The organism is Lipingzhangella halophila (assembly GCF_014203805.1).
Classification (GTDB): Bacteria; Actinomycetota; Actinomycetes; order Streptosporangiales; family Streptosporangiaceae; genus Lipingzhangella; species Lipingzhangella halophila.
Genome location: NZ_JACHJT010000001.1, coordinates 3,275,717 through 3,299,583, shown reverse-complemented (window position 1 = coordinate 3,299,583; position 23,867 = coordinate 3,275,717). Strand labels below are relative to the sequence as shown.

22 protein-coding genes are annotated in these 23,867 nt (G+C 70.2%); 17 read left to right on the top strand and 5 right to left on the bottom strand.

Annotated features, from left to right (window positions below):
• The first annotated feature begins 42 nt into the window (after nt 1–42).
• The gene (locus F4561_RS15240; RefSeq protein ID WP_184579653.1) at nt 43–912 is read left to right on the top strand and encodes a polysaccharide deacetylase family protein; all 870 of its coding nucleotides are present in this window, start codon (nt 43–45) and stop codon (nt 910–912) included.
• A 34-nt stretch (nt 913–946) separates the two neighbouring features.
• Here the strand turns inward: F4561_RS15240 and F4561_RS15235 are convergent, their stop codons facing one another.
• Nucleotides 947–2,527, bottom strand: coding sequence for a PucR family transcriptional regulator (locus F4561_RS15235; RefSeq protein ID WP_184579651.1), 1,581 nt, complete (start codon nt 2,525–2,527; stop codon nt 947–949).
• Nucleotides 2,528–2,650: 123 nt separating this feature from the next.
• Here F4561_RS15235 and codB point away from each other — a divergent pair, with 123 nt between their 5' ends.
• The 3 genes from codB to F4561_RS15220 are packed head-to-tail and all read left to right on the top strand — an operon-like array spanning nt 2,651 to nt 6,728.
• The gene (gene codB, locus F4561_RS15230; protein WP_184579649.1) at nt 2,651–3,970 is read left to right on the top strand and encodes a cytosine permease; all 1,320 of its coding nucleotides are present in this window, start codon (nt 2,651–2,653) and stop codon (nt 3,968–3,970) included.
• Nucleotides 3,970–4,602 carry a flavin reductase family protein gene (locus F4561_RS15225; RefSeq protein ID WP_312885286.1) on the top strand — a complete coding sequence of 211 codons (633 nt, stop codon included), beginning with the start codon at nt 3,970–3,972 and terminating at the stop codon, nt 4,600–4,602. Before codB ends, F4561_RS15225 begins: the two co-directional genes overlap by 1 nt.
• Nucleotides 4,599–6,728: an outer membrane protein assembly factor BamB family protein gene (locus F4561_RS15220; protein ID WP_184579647.1), complete on the top strand. Its 2,130-nt coding sequence runs from the start codon at nt 4,599–4,601 to the stop codon at nt 6,726–6,728. The genes F4561_RS15225 and F4561_RS15220 overlap by 4 nt, the downstream gene beginning before the upstream one ends.
• A 287-nt stretch (nt 6,729–7,015) precedes the next feature.
• On the opposite strand, the gene F4561_RS32585 is transcribed toward F4561_RS15220, so the two are convergent.
• Nucleotides 7,016–7,426, bottom strand: coding sequence for a cupin domain-containing protein (locus F4561_RS32585; protein ID WP_184579645.1), 411 nt, complete (start codon nt 7,424–7,426; stop codon nt 7,016–7,018).
• Between F4561_RS32585 and F4561_RS15210 the strand changes: the two genes are divergently transcribed.
• Together F4561_RS15210 and F4561_RS15205 are read left to right on the top strand one after the other, a co-directional pair.
• On the top strand, nt 7,413–8,399 hold the full coding sequence (locus F4561_RS15210; protein ID WP_184579643.1) for an Ldh family oxidoreductase: 987 nt from the start codon (nt 7,413–7,415) through the stop codon (nt 8,397–8,399). The two genes, F4561_RS32585 and F4561_RS15210, sit on opposite strands and share 14 nt — an antisense overlap.
• Nucleotides 8,400–8,511: 112 nt before the next feature.
• Entirely contained in the window at nt 8,512–9,357 is an 846-nt protein-coding gene (locus F4561_RS15205; RefSeq protein ID WP_184579641.1) for a siderophore-interacting protein, read from the top strand.
• A 161-nt stretch (nt 9,358–9,518) separates the two neighbouring features.
• Here the strand turns inward: F4561_RS15205 and F4561_RS15200 are convergent, their stop codons facing one another.
• On the bottom strand, nt 9,519–10,037 hold the full coding sequence (locus F4561_RS15200; RefSeq protein WP_184579639.1) for a substrate-binding domain-containing protein: 519 nt from the start codon (nt 10,035–10,037) through the stop codon (nt 9,519–9,521).
• A gap of 19 nt (nt 10,038–10,056) precedes the next feature.
• Between F4561_RS15200 and F4561_RS15195 the strand changes: the two genes are divergently transcribed.
• Together F4561_RS15195 and F4561_RS32035 are read left to right on the top strand one after the other, a co-directional pair.
• Nucleotides 10,057–11,733, top strand: coding sequence for a serine/threonine-protein kinase (locus F4561_RS15195; protein WP_184579636.1), 1,677 nt, complete (start codon nt 10,057–10,059; stop codon nt 11,731–11,733).
• A 78-nt stretch (nt 11,734–11,811) separates the two neighbouring features.
• Complete coding sequence (locus F4561_RS32035; RefSeq protein WP_312885285.1) at nt 11,812–13,425, top strand: serine/threonine-protein kinase; 1,614 nt, start codon at nt 11,812–11,814, stop codon at nt 13,423–13,425.
• Between the two features lie 97 nt (nt 13,426–13,522).
• On the opposite strand, the gene F4561_RS15185 is transcribed toward F4561_RS32035, so the two are convergent.
• The gene (locus F4561_RS15185) at nt 13,523–14,509 is read right to left on the bottom strand and encodes an AraC family transcriptional regulator (protein ID WP_184579635.1); all 987 of its coding nucleotides are present in this window, start codon (nt 14,507–14,509) and stop codon (nt 13,523–13,525) included.
• A gap of 235 nt (nt 14,510–14,744) precedes the next feature.
• Here F4561_RS15185 and F4561_RS15180 point away from each other — a divergent pair, with 235 nt between their 5' ends.
• The 9 genes from F4561_RS15180 (at nt 14,745) to F4561_RS15145 (ending at nt 23,100) form a co-directional block, all read left to right on the top strand.
• Nucleotides 14,745–15,854, top strand: coding sequence for an FAD-dependent oxidoreductase (locus tag F4561_RS15180; protein ID WP_184579633.1), 1,110 nt, complete (start codon nt 14,745–14,747; stop codon nt 15,852–15,854).
• A 75-nt stretch (nt 15,855–15,929) separates the two neighbouring features.
• Nucleotides 15,930–17,159, top strand: coding sequence for an erythromycin esterase family protein (locus F4561_RS15175; RefSeq protein WP_184579631.1), 1,230 nt, complete (start codon nt 15,930–15,932; stop codon nt 17,157–17,159).
• Between the two features lie 169 nt (nt 17,160–17,328).
• Complete coding sequence (locus F4561_RS15170) at nt 17,329–17,772, top strand: BlaI/MecI/CopY family transcriptional regulator (RefSeq protein ID WP_312885284.1); 444 nt, start codon at nt 17,329–17,331, stop codon at nt 17,770–17,772.
• Nucleotides 17,769–18,623, top strand: coding sequence for a M56 family metallopeptidase (locus F4561_RS15165; protein ID WP_184579629.1), 855 nt, complete (start codon nt 17,769–17,771; stop codon nt 18,621–18,623). The genes F4561_RS15170 and F4561_RS15165 overlap by 4 nt, the downstream gene beginning before the upstream one ends.
• Nucleotides 18,624–19,086: 463 nt before the next feature.
• Nucleotides 19,087–19,218: a hypothetical protein gene (locus F4561_RS33330; protein WP_281384097.1), complete on the top strand. Its 132-nt coding sequence runs from the start codon at nt 19,087–19,089 to the stop codon at nt 19,216–19,218.
• An 82-nt stretch (nt 19,219–19,300) separates the two neighbouring features.
• Nucleotides 19,301–20,230, top strand: a complete 930-nt coding sequence (locus tag F4561_RS15160) for an NAD(P)/FAD-dependent oxidoreductase (RefSeq protein WP_184579627.1) — start codon at nt 19,301–19,303, stop codon at nt 20,228–20,230.
• A 283-nt stretch (nt 20,231–20,513) separates the two neighbouring features.
• Complete coding sequence (locus F4561_RS15155; RefSeq protein WP_184579625.1) at nt 20,514–20,885, top strand: BlaI/MecI/CopY family transcriptional regulator; 372 nt, start codon at nt 20,514–20,516, stop codon at nt 20,883–20,885.
• The gene (locus F4561_RS15150) at nt 20,882–21,895 is read left to right on the top strand and encodes a M56 family metallopeptidase (RefSeq protein WP_184579623.1); all 1,014 of its coding nucleotides are present in this window, start codon (nt 20,882–20,884) and stop codon (nt 21,893–21,895) included. The genes F4561_RS15155 and F4561_RS15150 overlap by 4 nt, the downstream gene beginning before the upstream one ends.
• A gap of 542 nt (nt 21,896–22,437) precedes the next feature.
• A complete protein-coding gene (locus F4561_RS15145; protein ID WP_184583682.1) occupies nt 22,438–23,100 on the top strand; it encodes a tRNA-dependent cyclodipeptide synthase in 663 nt (220 codons plus the stop codon).
• 209 nt (nt 23,101–23,309) lie between these two features.
• Here F4561_RS15145 and F4561_RS15140 read toward each other — a convergent pair whose 3' ends face one another.
• Nucleotides 23,310–23,849: a DUF2752 domain-containing protein gene (locus F4561_RS15140; RefSeq protein WP_184579621.1), complete on the bottom strand. Its 540-nt coding sequence runs from the start codon at nt 23,847–23,849 to the stop codon at nt 23,310–23,312.
• Nucleotides 23,850–23,867 lie beyond the last annotated feature (18 nt).

Here is a 23,867-nt window from a genome sequence, read left to right as displayed (position 1 = left end):
CGGGGTAGTCAGGTACTGGACGCGAGACGGGAGCCGGAAACGATGAGCACGAACTGGCGCGGCGGTTCCGCCGCGGTGGCACTCCTGACGTTCGACGTGGACGCGGAGAGTGCCGTTCTCGCCCATGGGCGGCGCTATGCCGACCATGCCGCGACGATGAGCCACCAAGCGTATGGTCCGCGGGTCGGTGTGCCCCGGCTGTTGGACTTGCTGGACGAGATGGGCGTACCGGCGACCTTCTTCGTGCCCGGCTGGGTCGCCGAGCACTACCCAGCCCTGGCGGGTTCCGTCCAGCAGCGGGGACACGAGGTCGCCCATCATTCCTACAGCCACCGGCCCCCGACATCGATGACCCCGACGCAGGAGCGCGCTGACTTCGAGCGTGCCCTGGACGTCTTCGAGAGCCAGGGCGTCGGGGTCCACGGGCACCGGGCCGCGCTGTGGGGAGCGAGCCGGTACACGACGGGACTCGTGGCCGAACACGGTCTCGTCTACGACTCCTCGTTCATGGCCGACGACCGGCCGTACCGGATCCCGACGGAGGCCGGGGAAGTGATCGAGCTTCCCGTTCACTGGTCGCTGGACGACTGGGAGCAGTACGCGTTCCTCCCCGACCCCGTTGTCGGATCGGTGATCGAGAGTCCCGAGAAGGTGCTGGGGATGTGGAAGGCGGAGCTGGACGCGATGCGCCATTACGGCTGCCTGTTCAACCTGACCAGCCACCCGTTCCTCTCCGGGCGCCCGAGCAGGGCGCTGGCTCTGCGCCGGCTCATCGAGCACGCACTGGAATGCGGTGACGTGCGTTTCGCGCGCTGCGCGGACGTCGCTCGGTCGGCCGCCGCGGACGCGGACCTCACCTCCCACGCACCGGATCTCCCCGCCGTCGACGCCACCGCCTACCCGGATCCGTGACAACGCCTGGCCAGCGGGGTCGGTGAGACGGGTTTCACCGACCCCGCGACAACGAATCCGCCTTCAGAGCCAGGAACAGGTCCACCCGGTCTTCGGTGCGTGAGACGTCGCGCCCCGTCAGCTCCGTGACCCGGGCCAGGCGGTTGCGCAGTGTGTTGACGTGCACGTTGAGCGCGGCGGCGGCCCCCGCCCAGTGCCCGTCCCGCTCCAGGAACGTTTGTACCGTTGCCTCGAGCCCGCTGCCGCGGTCGCGGTCATAGGTCCGGATCGGCCCCAGAACATCGGCGGCGAACCCGCGCAGCACCTCGGCCGAATGCTGCCCCAGCAGCCGTTGGTACATGTTGAGGTCCCCGAAATCGGCCACCCGGGGCCCTTTGGCGCGCATACGCAGGACCCGGCACGCCTCGCGCGCTTCCACCAAGGGAGTGCGCAGTTCCCCGGCGTTCGCGGCGATATCGCCGATGCCCGCGACGAGACGGTGGTTCGACTGCGCGCCGACCGAATCGATGAGGCGTTCGGCGAAGCTCTTGAGCGCTTCGCCGGAGCGAAGCCACGGAAAGATGGTGACGACGTCCTGGCCGCTCTCGGCAACCACCACGGGCAGTGCTTCCGCGGTGAAGAAGCCGCCGATCAGCTCGGCCAACCCGGTGGAGGGCTCGGTCTCCGACGAGGTCGGCGCCAGCGCGCATACGGCCATCCGGCTCTGGGCGTCGATACCGAAGGCCATGATGCGGTTCGTGATCTCGTGAACCTCGCGCGCGCCTGAGGTGATCATGTCGAGAAGCTCGCTCGCGAAACGCAGCTCGATCGTCTGCGCGAGCTGGGTACGGGCCGCTTCCAGGCTGAGAAAGCGTGCCGCCTGTTCCAGGGCCTCGCGTTCGCTGTCGTCGAGGTCGCGGGAGGCCCGCAGGCACACCAGGGCACCACCGGCGCCCCCGCGGCCGCCGAGCGTATCGATGAGGAAGAGGCTCGCCGTCCCCGGGTCCCGGAGCTCCACCTCTAGCGGGGGCGGGTGCCGCCTGAGGGACGCCGCCACCGAGCGCAGCTCTTCGGGGGCCAACTCCGCCCCAGCGGCGGCCGGGCAGCGTCCGAAGCGGTCGACCACCGCCAGGCGCAGTAGAGGGTGGTCGCGGCGGAGCACCTCCAGCACACCGGCCATACCTCCACCGCGTGATACCGCGGACACGAGCGCGTTGCCGCGCTCGACCGTGCCGATGAGGTCCTGTTGGCGCTGTTCGGCGTAGCGGTCCGCGGCCGCTTGCGAGACCGCGGTGAACGGCACGGACACGGCCAACTCCAGGAGAGGCATTCCCTCCGTGCGGCAGGCCTCGATCAGCTCCGCGGGCGTGTTCGGGATCTCCCTCCGCAGCCCGAAGACGATGCCGGCCGCTCCGGCGTCCTTGACAGCCCCCACGAACACGTCGACCGACCCCCCGCTCTCCAACCACAGCCCGTTGGTCATCACGAGCTCGTGCGGACGCACATACGGCGAGGGGTCGGGGAGCTCGGTGTTGTGCACCCAGCGGAAGGAGAGGTCGTCAACCTCCCCGGCCCCACCGACAAGCAGCCGCAGTCCCAGTGAGCGGTCGAAAAGCAGCGAACGAATGGTGAGCACGTTGTGAATATACACATCGAGATCGGTGATTCTCTAGAGCTTTCTCCATCCTTGTGCGGGGCGGGATGTTGCTTCGCTTGAAGCGTGACACACCCCACCTTCGGCGCATCCCAAGGAACCCACATGTCCACCACCCGCACACAACCGTCCGAGCGTGCCGAAACGGTCGCGTCGGATGACTATCCCCTGACCGAGGTCCCCCTCCGGGCCCGCCGCGGTTTCCTCTCCTTGCTGACGGTGCTGCTCGGCTTCGTGTTCTTCACGCCGACCATGCTCGCCGGCGCCCGCATCTCCACGGCGTTCTACTGGGAGGACCTCCTGGCGGTCCTCATCGTGGGCAGTACGATCCTCGGTCTCTACGTGGCGTTCCTGGCCGTGATCGGTGCCCGCACCGGGCTCACCACGGTCCTGCTGGCGCGCTATACGCTCGGCCGCTACGGCGCGAAGTGGGCGAGCGTCCTCCTCGGAGGCACCCAGGTGTGCTGGTACGCCGTGACGGCGGTCTTCATCTCCGAACTCCTGGTTCAGGCGTTCGGTCTGGAGGGCTACACGTGGGTCGTGATCGTGCTCAGCTCCGTCCTCACCGGAATCACGGCCTACTACGGGTTCCGCGGTCTGGAGGTCCTGAGCGGCCTGTCGGTACCGCTGATGCTCGCGCTGTGCTGCTGGGTCGTCTTCCAGGCTCTCGACGCGGTCGGCGGGTGGGGCGGACTCGCCGAGGTCGCTCCCGAGGAGTCGATGCCCTGGGCGACCGCAGTGACGATCGTGGTGGGGACCTTCGTCAGCGGAGGAACGCAGACCCCTAACTGGAGCCGGTTCGCCCGGCTCCCATGGCAGGCGTTCGTGGCGGCTCTCGGCGCCTTCCTCATCGGAAATCTGCTCATGCTGGTGTTCGGCGCCGTCGGCGCGATCGCCTTCCAGGCCGGCGACTTCGTTGTGGTGCTGCTCCAGCTCAACCTGGTACTGGCCGCGGTGACGCTGCTGTTCTTCAACGTGTGGACGACCCAGGAGACGACCGCCTACGCGTTCGGAGTGGCGGGGGCGGAAATGTTCGGCCTGGCCAGCAAACGGCCGTTCATCATCGCCGGCATCGCCGTCGCCATCCTGCTGGCGCTCACCGGAATCTACGAGGCCCTTCCGCAGTACCTGCTGCTGCTCGGCATCTTCATCCCCCCGCTGGGCGGCGTGATCATCGGTGACCACCTGTTCGTCTGGCGCGGCTCCCTGCGGAAACTCTCCCGCACCCGGTTTCTCGCGGTGCGCTGGAGCTGCCTGTCCGCCTACGTACTGGGAACAGTAGTGGCCTTCGTCAGCGACCAGCTCGCGATCGGACTGCCGCCGGTCCAGGGCATCCTCACCGCCATCGTGGCCGTTCCGGTGGCCGAACGCCTGTTCCGCGCATGGGGCGTCGAGACCCGCCACACCAGCGTCGAGGAGCAGTAGTGGCCCATCTGGTGCTTGATCCCGCGGAGATGCCTGCCCCGGCAGCCCGGAAACTCCTCATCGGCAGTGTCGTACCGCGACCGATCGCCTGGACGTCCACGGTGAGCCGTTCGGGGGTACCCAACCTGGCCCCATTCAGCTTCTTCACCGTCGCCTCGACATGCCCGCAGATGCTCACCATCACCATCGAGCCGCACGACAGCGGAGCCGAGAAGGACACGCTGGCCAACATCCGCGAGACCGGGGAGTTCGTGGTCAACGTGGTACCGGAGCAACTCGGAAACGCGATGCGGGTGTCCGCCGATGTCGGCGAAGGCGCAGCCGACGAGTTCGCCATCGCCGGCCTCACCGCGGCCCCCTCGCACCTTGTGGCCGCTTCACGCGTGGCGGAGACGCCGGCCGCGGTGGAGTGCCGACTGGAGCGGATGCTGCGTCTGGGGACCGACACCATGGTGATCGGGCGGGTCGCCTGCTACCACATGGATCCTGCGGTACTGGACGATCGCGGGCGGGTCGACAACCTGGCCCTGCGGGCTCTGGGGCGGCTCGGGGGCGGCTACATCCGGACCGATCAGGCGTTCGGCCTGCCGAAGAGTCAGGATGACCGCTCGCGGTCCGGACCAACCGGTTGAGCGCCGCGCCGCCCGGCGAGCGGGTACGGGCGCTGGTCGTCGACTCCTCTCTGCTGCTCGGGGCCTTCGCTCGGCTGGTGCGGGCGCGCGAGAACGAGGCCGCGGAGGTCGCCGGTGACGGCATGGGGGTGGCATCGGCCGTGCTCGGTGGCACCGAAGGCGGTGAGTGCTTCCCGGGCGGCCCCGGCGTCGTGTGTCGGCCTGCGGTGGCCACTCGTGGTGTGCGTCGCGCGGCATGGCCCGCTGTGCCAATATCCCCCCATGGACCCCCTTCAGGCGCCGCGAACTCCCCGTCGTTCTTCACGTCCGTCCCGCCGACTCACGGTCGCTCGGTGACGCTCGCGATCGCTTTCTGGGCTCTGACCGCGATCGCGGTTTTCTGCGGGGTGACGTTTGCCGTATTGATCCTGCCCTGGGTCTCCCACCTCTCATTGGTCCTGGGCATGGTGGCCGTGTTCGTCGCGGTCCTCATCGCGGCCGCCAGGGCGTGGGGACCTCGGGTGTCCACCCGGGGCCTGGTGGTGTGCGAGGGAGCTGTGCTTTCCGGTGCCCTGTTCGGCTCCTGGGGCATGTGGGGGCAGGTCGCCTTCGGCGTCGGAGTCCTCGTGGTCTGCGGCTACTTCTACGCACGGGTCATGTGGCGGGGGCTGAGCCATCGGAGTCTGTCACCGATACTCCAGGCGGGCCGCCTCCCCCACCGCCTCGGCGTGGTGCCGACTCTGGGTGCGGCACTGCTGCTGGTAGCCGTACTGTTGACGCCGGTGGCGTGGCACGACTTCGCAACACCGGTGGTCTGTGACGAACCCCGGCGGAGCCAGGGGGAGAACGAGGCGTGGCCGGATGCCGATCCGGTCGGTACCAACGGCAATCCCGGATTGTCCACGGTGGCCGCACGCCACGACGGCAGCGCCTCCCTTGGGAGTGCCCTGTGGGAGGTGCCCCGGTGGGGTGTGGCAACCGGCGACGCCGAGCACACGGCGGTCTGGGATCAGGGGGCGCTGGCGGTCTACGACGCGCCCAGTGGCGAGGTGTTGTGGACGCTGGACTGCGGTGACCAGGAACCGTTCGGCTACGGCACGGCGTCCGACCTGCTCTCCCCCACCACCTATGCGGATGTGCTGCACCTGCTCGGTGAGACCTTGGTGCTGCGTCCGAGTGGTGAGGATCTTCCCCCCAACAGGTGCGGCGATTCTCCGCATGTGGCGGTGGATGTGGCGACGGGGCGCCAGCAGTGGTGCATCCCCGAGGCCGGGCCTTTGCTGGACGACATGGCCACACCTGAGCGTTTTGCGGCGGTCAGCGATGATGTGTGGCGTCTCCACGACACGGCGTCGGGGGAGGTGGTCGCCGAGTTCGATGACGAACGGACCGGGTTCGCCGATGTGGCGTGGCAGCAGGCACCAGACGAGGCAGGGGCCGATGCTCCGTGGCAGGCGGCGTTGGGACACGGCCGGTTCGTTGCCTGGTTCGGACCGCGCATGGCCGTGTTCGACGCGAGTGACGGGTCCCTGCTTTTCGAGCACGAGTTCGCCCTTCCCGACTCGTGGGCCGAGAGCGGTAGGGACCAGGAAGCGGCTATGGATGCCGTCCCAGCCGTGGCGGATGTGGCCCTGGGCGAGGACATTGTTGCCGCCTCTGTCGATGCGTCCGTCGACGGGACCGCAGACCTAACGACCGACCTGGTGGCCTTGGGGCCAGAGGGTGACGAACTGTGGCGGCACAACAGCTTCAACGACACGGACGAGGGGTTCCAGATCGCCCTCGGGAGCGAGGGCTTTGGGTCAGTCTCCACAGAGTTCGGTGGAGTCATAGGCGCCTATGATTTCGCCGCCGAAGGATCACCGTATGCGGGGGTCAGCGTGGACGACGGGTCGATTGTCTGGAGGGAGCGTGTCTCGGTTCCGATGGGGGGCGGCGGGAGGAACGTCCAGGACGACCACTTCTACACGACCGAGGACGGTGTGCTCACCACCGTGCACGGCCCCACTGGTGAAACCGAGGAGATCGACCTGGGCGGCCAAGGCGGGGACGTCACAGTGAAAGCCTTTCCCGAACTGACGGTCGCCATGCAGTCGCGAGACGCCTCGGGGACGGTCGTCGCCTTCGCCCCACCGAACGGGGAGTGACCCGAATCGCGCCCTGGTCGTCTCCGCTATCGGGTGGAGTCCGGCCGGCGAGATGAGCACGAGTCCGCTGACCGGTTCCGGTGGGTTCCTCCAACGCGAGCACGGCGATCCGGACCAACCGCTTGAGCGCCCTCCCGCTGCGGCTCACCCCCGATCAGGGCCGCGGCCCGCGCGACGAACCGCTCCCGGTCCGGAGAGCGAGCGATAGCGTCCGGATCCCGCGTCTGCCCGGACCGGCGGCGGTGGACTGGCCCCGCTGCCGGTCCGGGCCGCCGGCTGGGGGCGCCTTATCCGCTGCCCATCTGGTCCTCCGCGGAAAGGTGTTCCACGGTCTCTCCGGTCTCGGTGAAGGTGCGCGTCACCGTCTGGGAGGTGTAGACCCACAGGATCCGCAAGGGGGAGTCCCCGACGTTGCGGAACAGGTGCGGAACGGGGGAGGGGATGTAGGTGGTGTCGAAACGGCCGAGCCGGGTCGTGGACCCCTCCGCGACGACCTCGGCCTCGCCTTCGAGAACGGTGACGTGCTCGTCGCAGTTGTGCGAATGCATCGGCGCGCCGGTTCCCGGCGGATAGACGCTCATCCCACTGGTGATCCGGTTCTCGCCGGCGGCAGACACCTTGGTGACCAGCGGCGTGGTGGCGATCGCACCGCCGCGATCGAGAGTGGCCACTGCGGACGCATTGATGATGACGGTCACCGAGTCCTCCTCTTCCGGGCTTCTGCGCTCCCCGAGCCTAGTGCCGCGGCCGCACCCGCGAGAGCTGTCGCTGCTGGTGGCGGCACGGCACTGGGACGCGCAGTACTCCTGGAACGCCCACGTCGACAAGGCCGTGGAGGCCGGCATCCCCGCCGAAGCCGTCCGCGCCCCCGGTCCGGTCGCTCTCACCCAGGCAGCAGACGAGGCGATCGAGAGGGCAAAAGCCAACGGAGTCGGCACGGCCGCCGTCCGCCGGACCGTGCACACCGGCGCCATCGGGTATTACACATCCCGGATTGCCGCCGAAGGCCAGATCGGTCTGGCCTTCGTCGCCGGGATGCCCAACATGGGCTACCCGGGTGTGCAAGGCGCCGCCGTCGCCACAAGCCCATTGTCGATCGCCGTTCCCGCGCAAGGGCGCCCACCCGTGCTGCTGGACATGGCGACCGCCATGATCGCCCTGGGCAAGATCGCCCAGTACCGCAACAGTGGAGAGCCGCTGCCCGAGGGCGCAGCGGCCACCGCCGAGGGCGTCCCCACCACAGACCCCGGTCTCGCCAAAATGCCGCTGCCGCTCGGCGGAGCCAAGGGCGCCGGCATGTCGCTGGTCTTCGAGCTCCTCACCAGCGTCCTGGTGCAGGCCCCCATCCTCTCCTCGTTCCACAGCGACGATCCGGACGGCAGAGTCCACCGGCAGAACGCTCTGCTGCTCGCCCTCGACCCGGCGGCCTTCGGGGATGGGGACGGCTTCCCCGAGGCCGCCGGCCACACCCTGGAGGTGCTGAAGGGCCTGCCTTCTGCGGAGGGTACCGGCGAGGTGCACTATCCCGGTGAGCGCAGCGCGGCGACCGAGGCGCAGCGCAGTGCGCAGGGGGTTCCCGTGGGGGCGAAGGTGTGGGCCGACGTCAGCGCCGCCGCCGAGCGGCTGGGCGTGGCACCGCCCCCGACCGCGGGCGCCGCGGCGCGGTCCTGATCTGGGACGCTTGAGGCCATCCGCTTTCCTGCGGGCTGCGGACGCCCGGCGGGGGCGGCCCGGCCCTTGCCGCCCCCAGGGGCTTGGAAACAACGGCGAGGAGGCAACCACCATGGCCGAACAACCCGGTCGCAGGAGTCCGCGCGTCAGGCGCGCCCAGGTGCGGCGGGTCGAGTGGCTCACCCCGCACATGATCCGCGTCGTGCTGGGCGGCCCGGGCCTTGAGGGCTTCGCCGCAGACGAGTACACCGACCACTACATCAAACTGCTGTTCCCCGCCGACGGCGGTGCCTACCCCGAGCCCTTCGAGTTGCAGCGTATCCGTGAGGAGCAGCCGCGCGAGCAGTGGCCGGTCATGCGCACCTACACCGTGCGCCACTGGGACGCCAGCGAGCGCGAGCTGACGGTCGACTTCGTCCACCACGGCGACAAGGGGGTGGCCGGCCCGTGGGCCGCGGCCGCCCAGCCGGGCGACGACCTCTACTTCTCCGGGCCCGGCGGCGGCTACGCCCCCGACCCGGGCGCGGACTGGCACCTGCTGGCCGGGGACGCGAGCGCGCTGCCGGCCATCGCGGCAGCCTTGGAACGGATGCCGCAGGGCGCTCTTGCCCACGCCTTCATCGAGGTCAGCGGTCCCGAGGAGGAGCAGAAGCTGGAGACCGCCGCCGAGGCGTCGATCACCTGGCTGCACCAGGGGCCCGAGCGCGTCGGCGGACCGCTGGTGCGCGCGGTCGCCGCGCTGGAGTTCCCGCCCGGTGATGTCCAGGCGTTCGTGCACGGCGAGGCGGGGTTCGTCAAGGAGCTGCGGCGGCTGCTGCGCACCGAGCGCGGCGTTGCCCGGGACCGGCTCTCCATCTCGGGCTACTGGCGTCTCGGGCTCAACGAGGACGGCTGGCAGTCTGCCAAGAGCGAGTGGAACCGCGAGGTCGAAGCCGAACAGGAGGGGGTCGGGGGATAACGGCCCAGGCCCTCCCGAGCCGGTGCGGGAAGCCCGTGGTTACCGGACTCCGCGATACGGGGTCACCGGGCCACCGGACCGGCCCGGAGATCCGGTGGCCCGGGGGACCGGCGGGTCCGGCCTCATAGCGCCCCGATGCCCCGGCCCGCCGACGGCACGGCTCAGGCCGACTCGCGCCGGACGATGTGCGCAGGTGCGGACGCGATGTCGGCGGCGTCGAGACCGAGCACGTTTCGGGCGGCGCGGCGCCCGTGGGCCTCGGCGTCGATGTGCACGGAGGTGAGCGCGGGCGTGAACAGGGCACCGTGCTCGGTCGCGTCGAACCCGATGACGGCCAGATCGCGCGGTGCGGCCAGGCCGAGGTCGTGCAGCGCCGCGAGGATGCGGACCGCCACGTCGTCGGTGAACGCGGCGATGGCCGTGACCCGGGGATGGGCCGCCCGGAACTCCGCGACCGCCCGGACGGCCTCCTCCCGGGTCCGAGGCACGACCAGCGAAGCGAGTGCGGCGATGCCGAGGTTGTGCGCACTGTGGTCGGCGAACCGCCGGCGGGCTCGGATCAGCGGGGAGTCCGTGTCCGGTTCCGGCTCGGGGGCGGGCCGGCCGGATCCGGCCTGGGAGCGGGTTCGAGGGGAGAAGGCGGGTTTCCCTAGAATTACGCTGTGTCTGCGGTCCGTCACGAGATCTATGAGGTAGCGCGTGGGTCACCCCCAGATCCCGTCAGGAATCACGCCGCGCCTCGAGACTGACCCGCGGCAGATCGGCGCCTACCGCATCGCCGGCCGTATCGGCGCGGGCGGCATGGGGGTGGTGTACGCGGGCGTTGACGACTCAGGCCGCGCTGTCGCGGTGAAGGTGGTCAAGCGCGAACTGGCCGCCGACCCCGAATTCCGGGCCCGGTTCGCCCGCGAGGTCGACCTGCTGCGGCGGGTGCGCGGAACGTGTCTGCCCGCGTTCTTCGGCGCCGACACCGACGCCGACACACCGTGGCTGGCCAGCGAGTACGTCAACGGCCCGACGCTGCGCCAGTACCTGGACCGCCACGGCCCGATGGACCCGGCAATGCTGATCGGATTCGCGGCGGGCTGCGCTGAGGCGCTGGCCGCGGTGCACCACGCCGGGATCGTGCATCGGGACCTGAAACCCGGGAACGTGCTCCTCGCCTCCGACGGCCCCAAGGTGCTGGACTTCGGGATCGCCCGCGCAGTGGACGAATCGGCGATCACACGCACCGGCGGGCTGATGGGGACGCCCGGCTGGGTCGCCCCGGAGCAGTATGACGGGACACCGCCGCACCCCACCAGCGACATGTTCGCCTGGGGCGGCCTGGTGGCCTACGCCGGCACCGGCCGCGCCCCGTTCGGCACCGGTAACGCCAAGGTCCTGGCCCAACGCGTCCTGCACGAGGAGCCCGACCTGGACGGGCTGCCGGAGGAGCTGGTGCCGCTGGTACGGGCTGCGCTGGGCAAGACCCCGGACCAGCGCCCCACGGCAGCCCAGGCCCTGCGGGGGGCTACGGTGCTCGCCCCTTGGTCGGCCGACGAGGAGCCCACCCAGGTGCTCAGCCAGGTGCTGCACTCCGGCTGGCGGGTGGAGCCCGAGAGCGGTCCGGACGCCTGGGCGCCGCTGCTGCCCCGGCCCCCGTGGTGGCGCCGCACCGCCACTGTGGTGACCGCGGCCGCGCTCGCCCTGGTGCTGGTGGTGTCGGGAAGCTGGGTAGCCGGGCGGTACTGGGCCCAGAACGGCGACCCCGAGGAGACCGGGGACACCGCCGGAGCCGCGCAGGACGCCGACGCCGGCACGCAGGAGGTCACCTACCACGACCTGACACTGGACGTCCCCGAAGAGTGGCAGGCGCACGAGTACGAAGTGGACTACACAGGCACTGTCCCCGTTGGGTCGAGTGACAGCGAGGAGATCCTGGTCCTGCAGACCGACCCTTCCCAGAGCTGCGAGCTGGGTTCGGACTTCCTCATCAGTCCCCAGTGTGCGTCTGTCTGGCTGTTGGGCCCGGTGAGCCGCCACTTCGGCTACGCGGGCGACGCGGTCGACGAAACCCGGCACTTCCACATCGCCGGTGAGCCCACCGAGTGTGTGCGGGGGCTCGACGTGTACGGCGAGCCCCGGGCCGAAGACCCGGCCGATTCGGAATCCCTCGGGCTCTTGGATGAGGAGGAGCTCGACCTGGACGGAGCGTCGGTGCTGCACCAGACGTGGGAGGTGGGCTGCTTGGCCGACTACGACGCCGACATCCCGGAGGAGTCCTACCGCTACCACGAGCAGCGGATGTGGCGGCTGCCCGAGGCGATGGTCGTGGACAACTACCAGACCGAGAGCCTGGCCGAGATCATGGAGGACGCCCAGGTCACCCAGTGACCCTGCCGTCCCGGATCCTCGCTGGTGGCGAAGCGGCGCGGCACGGCAGACGAGAGTACAGCAGGAGAGGAGTGAGCCGTGCGGCAGCTCGGGCGGGCCGACCCGCGGCGGGTGGGGCCCTACCGGATCGCCGCCCGGGTTGGCAGTGGCGGAATGGGGCAGGTGTACGCCGCCCGAGGACGGGATGGCGCACTCGTCGCGGTCAAGGTGATCCACGACGAGTACGCCGCCGACGCCGACTTCCGGGCCCGCTTCACCCGCGAGGTCGACCTGATCCGCCGGGTGGCCAGCCCGTACCTGCCCGCTTTCCACGGTGCCGACCCGGCCGCGCCGAGGCCCTGGCTGGCCACCGACTACGTGTCCGGCCTGACCCTGGGCCAGTGGGTACGGCAGCATGGTCCGTTGCCGCGGCCGATGCTGAGTGCGTTCGCCGCCGGGGTGGCGCGGGCGCTGGTCGCCATCCACGCGGCCGGGGTGGTGCATCGTGACCTGAAGCCGGGCAATGTCGTGCTGTCCGGCTCCGGGCCGATGGTGTTGGACTTCGGTATCGCCCGCGCGGTGGAGGAGAGCGCACTCACCCGTACCGGACTGCTCGTGGGAACCCCCGGGTGGATCAGCCCCGAACAGTACGAGGGCCATCCCGCCACAACCGCCTCCGATACGTTCTCCTGGGCGGCGCTGGTCGCGCACGCCGCCACGGGCCGTTCCCCGTTCGGCACCGGCAGCCCCGACGTCCTCGCCCACCGGGTCGCGACCCGGGCCGCCGACCTCACCGGGGTTCCGCGGGAGTGGCAGCCCCTGCTGAGCACAGCCCTGGACCCGGACCCGTCGCGCCGCCCCACCAGCCAGCAGCTGGCGCAGGGTCTGAAGGAGCACGCCCCCTCCCCGCACACGTGGACGATCCGCCCCGATCCGCCGCACCTGCCGCGCCGGCCGGTGCCCCGCCGCGCGCTGAGCGTGGGCGCCACCGCCACCACGGTGGTGCTGCTTGCCGGCACCGCCACCTGGGCGCTGCTCAACGATGGTGCGGAGACACCGGCCGAGACGAACAGTGCCGAGGAGGGCACGGGCGGCGAGGACAGCGCAGACGGCGAGAACAACGAGGACGAGGCGGCGGACGCCGAGGCGATCGACTGGACCCAGGCGGCTCCGGAGCTGGCCACCGACCAGGCCGAGGACGACCAGGGTGCGGCGACGGCGCAGATCGGCGGGCTGACCGCCGGCGAGCTCGCCAAGGTGGAAGACGCGAACTGGATCGAGGGCCCCGATGCGGGCGCCGTGGTGCGGCTCTCCGACCCCACCGGGCAGTCCGCCGTCCTGCTGCTGTATGAGGTGACCCGCCCCGCCGACCGCGTCTACGTGAAGGCCGCGGTGTTCGATATGCCCGACTCGGGCGACTTTTTCGAGGACAGCATGTTCGGCGTCGTCGGTCCGGACTCGCGGGAGACCTTCGCTCCCCACGAGGAGTCATCCTTCAACCACTCATCCGGCTCCTTTGACGGGGACTATCCCACAAACCTGAACCTGACCTTCGACGGGGCGCCCGAGCGCGGCCTGCTCACCGTCGGCGGACCCGAGTCGCCCGGCCCGCTGCAGGATGTGCCCGCCGTGGCGGTGTGCTACCACGCGGGCGCGGTCCCCGGAGACGGGGCCGCGGGCAGCTTCTCCACCAACTACACCAACTGCGAATGAGGTCCGGGTAGGGCGTTGCTCAGGCTCACCCCGCTGCCAGCTTCGGCGCCTGCTGCTGGCGCTGATCGCGGAAGTCCCGCCGGCGCGCCTTCCGCGATCAGCGGGGCGTCGGCGTGTCAGGGGGACCCGTGCTGAGGGCATGGCCGGCCTCGGCCGGTAGCGCACGGGCCTGGCTGCGGTACCGGCCGGGGGCGATGGTGAAGTGGCGTTTGAACGCGTGCGCGAAGGCGAACTCCGAGGTGTAGCCGGCGTGCGAGGCCACCTCTCCCAGGGAGGCACCGGTGTCGCGGAGCTGCCCCGCCGCGATCGTCATTCGCCACCAGGTCAGATACTTCAGTGGGGGCTGCCCGGTGAGGGTCGCGAAGCGCCGGGAGAACGTGGCCCGGGAGAGTCGCGCCTGCTCGGCCAGCTCCTGCACGGTCCACTGCCGAGCCGGGGCCCGGTGGATCGCGTTGAGGGCGGAACGGACGGCGGGATCCGCCAAGGCCCCCGCCCAGCCGACGTCCGCCCCGCCCTGGTGCCGGTCCTCGAACCAGGCGCGGAGGATGTAGAGCAGCAGCATGTCCAGGGCGAGCGGCATGACGGCGTCCGCTCCCAACCGGGTGCTGTCGATCTCGGCGGCCAGGATCTCCACGGCCGACCACAACTCCGGATGGGCACCCAGGCGTGCGGGCAGGTGGATGACGCCGGGGAGTTCCCGCAGTAGCGGATGCGTCCGGCTCGGGTCGAGGTGGTACCCGCCGCACAGAGTGACGGTCGAGGCGGTGTCCGCCCTCTCGCCAGGCGGGGGTGCCTCGTGCCCTTCCCGTGACCGGGAGGTCTCCGGCGATGCGAGGGGGGTCGCCGGATTGTCGGCCATGGCGTATCCGTCCCCGTGCGGGGAGAACACCACGTCGCCCGGCCCGAGTTGGACCGGTGGAGTCGATTCCCGGAGCAGCCAACACGACCCGCGTAGCACCACGAGGAACCCCGCGGATCCGGGCTGGTCGGCGAAGCGTTGTCCCCACGGCGCGTACCAGTTGACGCGTTCCCCAGCGGGGCGCCCGGTGCGCGTGGCCGCGATCACGTCGCTGAGGATGTCCATCACGTCCGGGGCGCGCGGCCCCCGCCTCCCCTCCCGTTCCGGCGTCCGACTCCTCCGGCTCAGATTAGTGAAAATATCACGCGTAGCGAAGCATTGATACGAATACGCATAAAACAGCGACGCTCAATCATTCTCCGTGTCGAGGCCGGCTTCTAGTCTGCGTGGTGAACGAAGCCGGGAACGCGGCGGACCTTCGCCCCCAGCCCGGATCCCCGAGCGACGGCAGGAGCGACAGATGAGCACCACAGCCAACGCACAGCCGACGGTTGCCGTCGTGGGTGGCGGCTACGGCGGAGTACGCGCCGCGCAGCTACTCGACGAGGTGGCCAACGTCGTACTCGTCGAACCGAAGAACGCCTTCTTCCACAACGCCGCGGCCTTGCGGGGCCTCGTGGACCACACCTGGGCCGGCCTGATCTTCCTTCCCTACACCCGGCTGCTCCGGCGCGGCCGGGTCATCCACGACCAGGCCATCCGGGTCACGGCCGACGGGGTCGAGCTCAGCTCCGGCGACCACGTCGCCGCCGACTACACCATCCTGGCGACCGGATCCACCTACCCCTTCCCGGCGAAGGCGGCGGACGACGACGCGGCCACCGCCCGGGCCCAGCTCCGCACCGCCCACGACGCCCTGGCGAACTCGCAGCGGGTACTGCTGCTCGGCGCCGGCCCGGTGGGCATCGAACTGGCCGGGGAGATCACGGCGGTGTGGCCGGACAAGGCGGTCACCATCGTCGACCCGGCCGAGGACGTACTGTCCGGGGGCTACAGTGCCGAGCTGCGCGACGAGCTGCGCCAGCAGCTGCTCGACCTCGGCGTGGACCTGCGGCTGGGCACCGCGCTGCGCGAGCTGCCCGCGACACCGCCGGCGGTGTCGCGGGAGTTCGAGGTCCACGCCGAACAGGGAGAACCGATCTCCGCCGACATCTGGTACCGCTGCTTCGGCGCCGCGCCCACAACGGGATACCTGGAACCGGACCTCTCCGATGCCCTGCAGTCCAACGGCCTCCTGCGGGTCACCCCCGAGCTGCGGGTGGCGGGCCAGGAGAGGGTGTTCGCCATCGGCGACATCACCGCGGTTCCCGAGCCGAAGCAGGCCAGTCAGGCAACCGTCCACGGTGAGGTGGCCGCGGCCAACATCACCGCCCTCATCCGGGGCGAGGGGGACCTGACGAGCTACGAACCCGAGGAGGACCCGGCGATCCTGGTCCCTCTCGGTCCGGACGGTGGGGCGTCCCAGCTTCCCGACGGTACCGCCGGTGCGCAGACCACGGCCGCGTACAAGGGCAAGGACCTGTTGGTCAGCCACTTCCGAGCGATGTTCGACCTCGAACGGACAGGGTGAGCCCACCATCCGGCTCCCTTCCACGGCCCCCTGCGCAACAGTCAGCGACCGCCCATACAGAGAAGGTAGGACATCGTGGCCTCGACAACCGATGAACTCGCCCCACCGGTTCACCAGTGGATCCGGGAACACGCGCACCCACTCGCGACCACGGACCCCACCACCGCGCTCGACGACCTGGAACCGTTGCGGACCATGGTCGGCGACGCCGAAATCGTCGGTCTTGCCGAGGCCACCCGCGCCGGTCACGAGGTGGCCAGTCTGGGGCACCGCGTGTTCCGGTTCCTCGCTACGGAGATGGGATTCCGTACCCTGGCGATCCAGGATGACGCGGCCGTCGTGCACCAACTGGACCACTACGTCAGCACCGGGCAGGGCGACCCGCACCAGCTGGTCGCGGCACTGTGGCGGCCCCGCCGGACCCGGGAAATGCTCGACCTCGTGCACTGGACCCGCTCGTTCAACCAGCGGTTCCCCGCTGACCCCATGCGCATGGTCGGGCTGGATCCGGCCTCGGCGCGGCCCTCCGACTATGACGACGTCGCCGCGTTGGTAACCCGCACGGCCCCGAGGGTCGGCACCAGGCTGCGGCAGCGTTACGACGTCATCGTGACGGCACACGAACTCGCCGAGCACGTCCAGCAGGCGCGGGGCGTCCACCCTGGGCGGCCCTTCGCCGAACTCGCCCGCGAGGCCCACGAGATGGTCGACTCGCTCCCGCACTCCGACACCAAGTCCCGTGCACTGGAGCAGGCCCAGCGCATCGTGGACTTTCACGCGGGCGGTTTCGCGGCGGACTTCGACTACGCCGCGCTGCGGCACCAGTCAGTCGCCACCATGAACCGGCTGCGGCGGGAGACCGGAACACGGATCGTCTACTGGGAGGGCATCGCGCTCACCGCCAACGCCGCCCGCTTCGAGCCGCTTGCCGTGCTCGAAGAGCCCTTCCGGACCGTCGGAAGCCAACTGCGCACCGAACTCGGAACGGGGTACTTCCCGGTGCTTCTCGGGTTCGGACACGGCACGCTCGGGGATGTGCACCAGGGCCAGCGTGTGCCCGCCCCGGAACGGGGCTCCTTCGACGCCGCACTCGCAGCGGCCGGCCTCGGCCGCTACCTGCTCGACCTCCGCACCGCACCCGCCGGCCCGGTTGGCGACTGGCTGCACAGCCGGCGCGGGTTGCGAGTCATCAGCGGCGTCTACGACGCGGCAGCGGACCCGGACCACTACACCATCGGTGCGCTCGGCGAATGGTTCGACGCAGTGGTGCACGTGGACACCATCACCCCGACCACACTGCTGTGACCGTTGCACTGGTCCCTCTCTGATCGGTTCGCGGACCACTTACCCACGGGGGATACCCGGTTTATACTACGTTTTTATAGTAGACTGGGGTTTCGCCGGCGGGGCGTGTCGTGCGGGGAAAGCCGGCACCGGCCGGTGGCGCGTCGCTCGGACGGGCCAATAAGGTCAGGTGCGCGGCGCTCGCCAACGGATCGCGTCCGCTGCGCCCGCACACCCGGACCACGCGGAGAGTGAGGTCGTCACCGACGTGAACGATGAGGCGATCCGGTTCTTTGGTCCGCTCGGCGCCGAGGTCATGGAGGTGCTGTGGGCGGCGGGATCCGCGATGACCGTGCGCGAGGTGCTCGACGCGCTCAACCGTGACCGCTCGGCGCCGCTTGCGTACACCACGGTGATGACGGTGCTTACCCGGCTGGCCGACAAGGGTGCGTTGCGGCGCACGCAGCGTGGCCGGAGCTATGCGTACGAGCCGGTGGCGGCGGACACCGCCGGTATCGCGGTGCGGAGTGTGCTGGAGGAGTTCGGGGACGCCGCGGTCGCGCATTTCGTCGAGCAGGTGAGCACCGACCCCGATGCCCAGTCCCGACTGCAGCGGTTGCTGGACGAGGAATGAGGACACCAGGGAACCGCGCGTTTTGGGGTGTGCTGGCGGCGAGCCTGGCCGGCACCGCGCTGACCCTGGTGGGCCTGTGCTGCATCCTGGTCGTGGCGAAGGCCGCGCTCCGGGTCGAGGAACCGTCCCAACTGGTGCCGTTCGCCCCGGCCGCCGCGCTCGTGGTGTTCGCCGCTCTGGGCATGGCGATTGGTGTCCTCTACGGCGTCCGCGAGACCTGGCGGGTCCGGCGGCTGGGCGGGGAACTGCGCGCGCGGCGCGTCGGCACGCCACCGCGGCTCGAGACGCTGGCCGGGGAGCTGGGACTGGCGGGACGGATCGAGGCCGTGCGGGCGCCCGAACCGTTCGCCCTGACCTACGGCCTCCGGCGGCCCCGAATCGCGGTCAGCACGGGGCTACTCGACGCCATGTCGCGCGAGGAGCTGCACGCCGTTCTGGTGCACGAGCGTAGCCACGTGCTCAGCCGCGACCCGCTCAAGATCCTGCTCATGCGCGTGCTGCTGGCGCGGGAGTTCCACCTTCCCGTCCTGGCGTACCTGAGAACGCGCTTCACCGCGGCGCGGGAGCTCGCGGCGGACGAGGCGGCGACCGCGGCGTGTGGCCGCAAGCCGCTTGCGGGTGCGCTGCTCAAGACGCTGAGCGGCCCGCAATGGGCGCAAGCTCCGGCTGCGGCTTCGCTCGGGGGCGGCATGATCGACGCCCGAATCCGGCAGCTTGAGGACGGCCAGGCGCCCAAGCTCGCGGGACCCTCCCCGGTGCTGCTCACTCTCACCCTGCTCGGCGGCTCGCTCGCCGCGTGGGCGGTCGTCGGTTCCGTCCATCTCGTCATCCAGCACTGCGCGATGATGTGACGCCGGCGCCGGTCCCGCCACGAGCGGGCGCGGCTCCTGTGCGTTCGGACGCGTCGGCACAGCATTCACGTCGTTCGGCGGCAGTGGCTCTGTGGGCTTGGTGAAACTACATTAATGTAGTACTATAAAATCGTAGTATAAAGAGTCGGTCGGGGAGATCTCTATGCGCGGGACCGAACAGCGTGGCGAGACCGACAGTTCCCACCCGCCGTCCGCCGGGACAGTTCAGGGAAATCCGGGCGGCAGGGGGCCGCGACGGTTCTGGACCACCGCTTTCTCGGCATGGGAATGGGCCCCGGGCTGCTCGGCAGCGCCTGTTGCTTCGGTAGCGCCATCGCGGTTGGCGCCGGGGTCAGCGGCCTCTCGTTCTTCACCACCTGGATGGAGCGCTACCAGGTCCGCTTCGCCCTCGGTGGCGCGGCCGTCATGGTCGCCTGGCTGGCACTCCTCATCCGGCGAAACCGTGGCGGAAACGCGAAGCTCAGCGCCCTTATCCGGGGTCGGCCCGCAGGTGGCCATCATGGCGACCGCCTACGCCACCACTTTGGTCATGGCCATCGTGGTCACCCGGCTCATCGTGGGCGGACCGATGTAGCGACAACAACCCGAAAATCTCCGCGTGGTCACGCGGACCGCTTGGCACACCACATTCTCCTTGTTGGATCGGAAGGACGCATATGTACGACGTCGTGATCGCTGGTGGCGGCCCCGCGGGGCTGAACGCCGCGCTGCAGCTGGGCCGGGCCCAGCGCGGCCTGCTGCTGAGCGACGGGCACGCGCCGCGGAACCCGGGGCACACTGTGCACGGGTTCCTGACCCGGGACGGTGTGCGGCCCGGTGAGCTGCGGAACCTGGGCCGCCAGGAGGTGGGGGCCTATCCCGGCGCCGAACTCACCGACGCCCTCATCGTCGCCGCGCACGCCGAGGACGAGGGAGGGTTCGCGGTGCGGTTCAGCGACGGCCGTGAGACCCACGCGCGCAAGATCCTGCTGGCCACCGGCGTCGCCGACCAGCTGCCCGCCATCGACGGGCTGGCCGAGCTCTGGGGAGTGGGCGCCTTCAACTGCCCCTACTGCAGTGCTTGGGAGGTCCGCGGCCAGCCCCTGGCGGTGATCGGTAACGACGAGATGGCGGCCATGATGGCGGTCCACCTCACCCAGTGGAGCCCCAAGGTGGTGCTCTGCACCAACGGCACGGCCGGGATCAGCCCGGAGCTGCGGATGATGCTCCAGGCCCACGAGATCGAGGCCGTCGACGCCCCGATCCGGCGGCTGGACCAGGAAGCGGGCGTCCGGGTCCACTTCGACGGCCACGACCCCGTCCCGACCGCCGGAGTCTTCCTGCACCCGGAGTTCCGCCAGCACAGCGACCTGCCCCAGCAACTCGGCTGCACGCTCCAGGACGACGGCACCGTCCAGGTCGACGACTACGGCCAGACGGGCGCGCCGGGCGTGTACGCGGCCGGCGACATGGCCCGCAAGCCGAGCATGCCGATGCCGAGCGCACACGTGGTCAACGCCGCCTCCAACGGATCCATGGCCGGTGTGGCTATCGACCAGGAACTGGCGACCGAGAACGCTAAAGCCCGCGTACAACAGCTCATGTGAGGCCGGTCGGCAGGGCGGAACCACAGACGCGACGGTCTCGCACCGAAGAGCGAGACATGCGTTTCTCACTCGACTCTCCCCAGCCAACCGCGCCAGCTCTCCACCATCGCCAGCAGAACAAGACAGGCGAGCAGCGTTTGGCGACATTGGTGCGGACGGTACGCTCACAACGGCTTGTCCCTGGCGGCCAAGCGCGGCCGGAGGAAAACCTATCGCGTCGCCTAAGCTGGTTGGGTACTCACTCGTGCGATACCGGACACGGGGAGGGCGGGAGAGGAACGCGATGCTGCGGTTCGGAGAGCTGGAAGCGGCGATCATGCGTGCCGTGTGGGCGGCCGAGACGCCCGTACGGGTACGTGACGTCCGGGAAGCCCTGCAACGGGACCGGGACATCGCCTTCACCACGGTGCAGACGGTGATGGACATCCTCTACCGCAAGGGCTGGCTGGACCGGGCCAAGCAGGGGCGGGCCTACCGCTACTGGGCCACCGCCAGCCAGGAGGACTACGCCACGGGACTGGTGGAGGAGGCCCTGGAGGCGGCTCCCGACCAAGCGGCGGTGCTGTCGCGGCTGGTGGCGCGGCTGCCCAGCGAGGAGATCGAGGGCCTGCGCGAAGCGTTGGAGGAGTCCAAGCACCAAGAGGGCCTGACATGACCATCGCACTGGTCCTGCTCGGCTACGCGCTGCTACTCGCCACCGTCGGGGTGGCCGTCATGCGGCGGTCGCGCTGGACGGAGCGGGCGCCACGTCTGGGCATCGCCGCCTGGCAGGCGCTCAGCCTGGCGTTCGTGGCATCGCTGGTGTTGAGCGGCCTGGCGCTGAGCGTGCCGGACCTGCGGCTGGGCACCGGCCTGGCCGAGCTGCTCCAGGCGTGCCTGGTCGCGCTGCGCGCCCAGTACGCCACCCCGGGCGGGGCGGTGATCGGCGCCAGCGGCGCCGTGCTCGCCCTGCTGGTGCTGGCCCGCTGCGTATGGTCGGTGGCCGCCACCCTGTCCCGCGCCGCGATGGATCGGCGGCGCCACCGCGAGACGCTGCGACTACTCGGTTCCCAGCCCCACCGCAGCGGCGCGGTTGTCATCGAGCACTCAGTACCCGCCGCCTACTGCCTGCCGGGCATCCGCCAGGAGATCGTACTGACCAGCGGCGCCGTGGACACTCTGAGCGAGCAGCAGCTCCACTCGGTCCTGGCCCACGAGCGGGCCCATCTACGCGGCCGCCACGACCTCGTCGCCGCTGTCGCCATCGCCCTGAGGTCGGCTTTCCCGGGAGTGCCACTGTTCCGGCTGGCCAGCGAGGAAATCGTGCGCCTGTTGGAGTTGGTCGCCGACGACGCCGCTACGCGCTCCACCCACCGCCTGGTGGCGGCCGAGGCACTGCTCAACGTCGCGAGCCAGCCCAGCCCGGCGGGCGCCTTCGCGGCCGGAGGGGCCGGCACCGGGGAGCGGATCCGGCGCCTGATCACGGGGGTGCGCCCGTTCGGCCGGATCCGCGCGGCGCTCACCGGCGGCGCCACCGCGGCGCTGATCGCCCTCCCGGTCGGGATCTCCGTGGGCCCGGCGGCCACACTGCTGGACACCGCCTGTTGCGCCACCGATCCGGTCGCGGTGAGCCACGCGGAGATCTGCGAGGCGATGCCCACCATGCGCGCCTGCCTGAACGACTGACCCAACTCCGAGCCTCAGCGGTGGGAACGGGCGGCCACTGCCTGTTGGGGAACCGTTCGCAGTCAGCGCGGAGGCCGCCCACGGGGCGCTGGGCATCCCCAGCAGCCGCCTCTTGTTGCCGGCGGTGAACCCGAGAACGTACGAGCCGCGGGCAGTCACGGATCACCTCGGGAGCGTCGCCGCTTGGGACCGGCGGTGCTGAAACCGGACCTTGTCGCGCTGCTCGGCCTGTAGCGCGCGCTCCGGCACCGCATTGACCAGATCGCCCGGCACCGCGGCACGCTCCGAAGAGCCGTGTTCCCGTCCATGCCGGGCCCAGCTCGTCGTCGACCGGCCAGTCAGGGTGCGGGGCGTTGCGCGTTCGCTTTGCCTAAGGTTCTTAGGTATAAGTTGTCCGGGCGAGGTTGCCCGCTAGCGGACACGCTTCGGGCCGGGCCGATCAGAAAGCAGACTCCACTGTGGACGCAACACCGGGAACACGCGGGGTGATGGATGACGCACCGGGCACGCGCGTAAACCCGCCGCATTCGGCGGAGGAGGGGATGCTGGTGCGCCCCCTTTCTTGGCGCTGCGTCTCTTCCCTGGCTGAACGCAGCCACGCATGCCTGGGGATCAGCCCGTTCAACAGTTACTTCACCTCCGAACGCATCAAGAACCTGGCCGGCTGGGCACTCAAGCGTTTCGAGGCGGTCCACCTGTACATGCCTGACGGACCGACAGCCGCGACCCTGGAGGCTGCGGGATACCTGCCGGAGCGGGCCGCGGCCAAATCCCGCATCCAGTGCAAGTACCTGCGCAACAAGATGGTTCGAGCTTTGACCGAACTCGGGGTAGCCGAACCGCGGCGGATCATCCTCGACTCGAACGCGCTCGCCGACAATGTGCGCTACCAAGAGCTTCTGGGGGACGTCCACGCCCTCTTCGAACGCGATACCGACTTCCGCCGAGCGTGTCTGGATGCCGGGCGGTGGGTTCTGGAAGGGCGGCTGTCCCCGGGCGCGATGACTGAGGGTCGGCTGCGGACCGCGGCCCCCTACCTGCTCGCCGAACTCCCCATGTTCACCCACACTCCCGACATCGTCGGCGCGGACGCGTCGGTGTTCTGCTACCACCGTCCACCGGAGTTCGTCGAACGCCTCTTTCACCGGCGCCTGGCCTGGCATCCTCAGTCCAGGCAGGGATTCGCGGTGGTCACCACGGCATGAACGCGCTCCCGGTCAATGCCCCGGAATCAACACATCGCGCGGTCTGCTCCAGCGAGGCTTCCACGCAACAGTACGGCGCCGCCAGCGCTCGGCGAGCGACCGCCACAGGACAGCGCACACCTGGTTGTCCAGCAGGTGTGCGTGCACACCAGGTGAGCGCCCCGGCCCTCGCGGCTGTCCGCGGCACACTCCACGGCGCGGATACGTGGTCATCGCCCCGCGGCCCGGCGCGCGATCCTGCGGTTGCGGATGACCAGCACCGCGCACAGGACCAGGATCGGCAACATGTTGAGCAGCGGGCCCACCAGGGAGAATTCCTCGCCCGGAGTGCGCAGCAACTCGACGTGAAGCTGCTGGTTGACGGCCAGCAGGCCGAACAGCGCACCGCCGGTCACGGCCAGCGGTGTCACAGAGCGCACGTGGACGTTGAGCCACCGGCCGGTCGCCATGCCGACCAGGAACCGCAGCAGCGTCGCCGCGGCGCCGAGCAGGAGGGGGATACCGATCGGGTTGTAGCGCCAGGACATCGCCAGGTCGCCCCGCATTGCCGCCCACACCGACCGGGTCCCCCCGCATCCGGGGCCCATGATGCCCAGGTAGTGCAGCGGGCCGTGGATATCGACGGGCGGCAGGCCGAAGACCGCCATGAGTCCGCCGAGGACGAGGCCCCCAAGGGCCACCAGCGCGAACCAGGAGTGGCGGTCGCGCGCCTCGACGCGGAACCGAAGCGGCAGGAGCCAGGGGGGCATGCCTCTCCTCTGGGGTGA

Coding starts and splice junctions, on each gene's coding strand:
- F4561_RS15205 (WP_184579641.1), top strand. CDS start 8,512: ATGGCCGAACAACCCGGTCGCAGGAGTCCGCGCGTCAGGCGCGCCCAG.
- codB (WP_184579649.1), top strand. CDS start 2,651: ATGTCCACCACCCGCACACAACCGTCCGAGCGTGCCGAAACGGTCGCG.
- F4561_RS15160 (WP_184579627.1), top strand. CDS start 19,301: ATGTACGACGTCGTGATCGCTGGTGGCGGCCCCGCGGGGCTGAACGCC.
- F4561_RS15155 (WP_184579625.1), top strand. CDS start 20,514: ATGCTGCGGTTCGGAGAGCTGGAAGCGGCGATCATGCGTGCCGTGTGG.
- F4561_RS15145 (WP_184583682.1), top strand. CDS start 22,438: ATGCTGGTGCGCCCCCTTTCTTGGCGCTGCGTCTCTTCCCTGGCTGAA.
- F4561_RS15150 (WP_184579623.1), top strand. CDS start 20,882: ATGACCATCGCACTGGTCCTGCTCGGCTACGCGCTGCTACTCGCCACC.
- F4561_RS15140 (WP_184579621.1), bottom strand. CDS start 23,849: ATGCCCCCCTGGCTCCTGCCGCTTCGGTTCCGCGTCGAGGCGCGCGAC.
- F4561_RS15185 (WP_184579635.1), bottom strand. CDS start 14,509: ATGGACATCCTCAGCGACGTGATCGCGGCCACGCGCACCGGGCGCCCC.
- F4561_RS15210 (WP_184579643.1), top strand. CDS start 7,413: ATGATGACGGTCACCGAGTCCTCCTCTTCCGGGCTTCTGCGCTCCCCG.
- F4561_RS15180 (WP_184579633.1), top strand. CDS start 14,745: ATGAGCACCACAGCCAACGCACAGCCGACGGTTGCCGTCGTGGGTGGC.
- F4561_RS15240 (WP_184579653.1), top strand. CDS start 43: ATGAGCACGAACTGGCGCGGCGGTTCCGCCGCGGTGGCACTCCTGACG.
- F4561_RS15165 (WP_184579629.1), top strand. CDS start 17,769: ATGAGGACACCAGGGAACCGCGCGTTTTGGGGTGTGCTGGCGGCGAGC.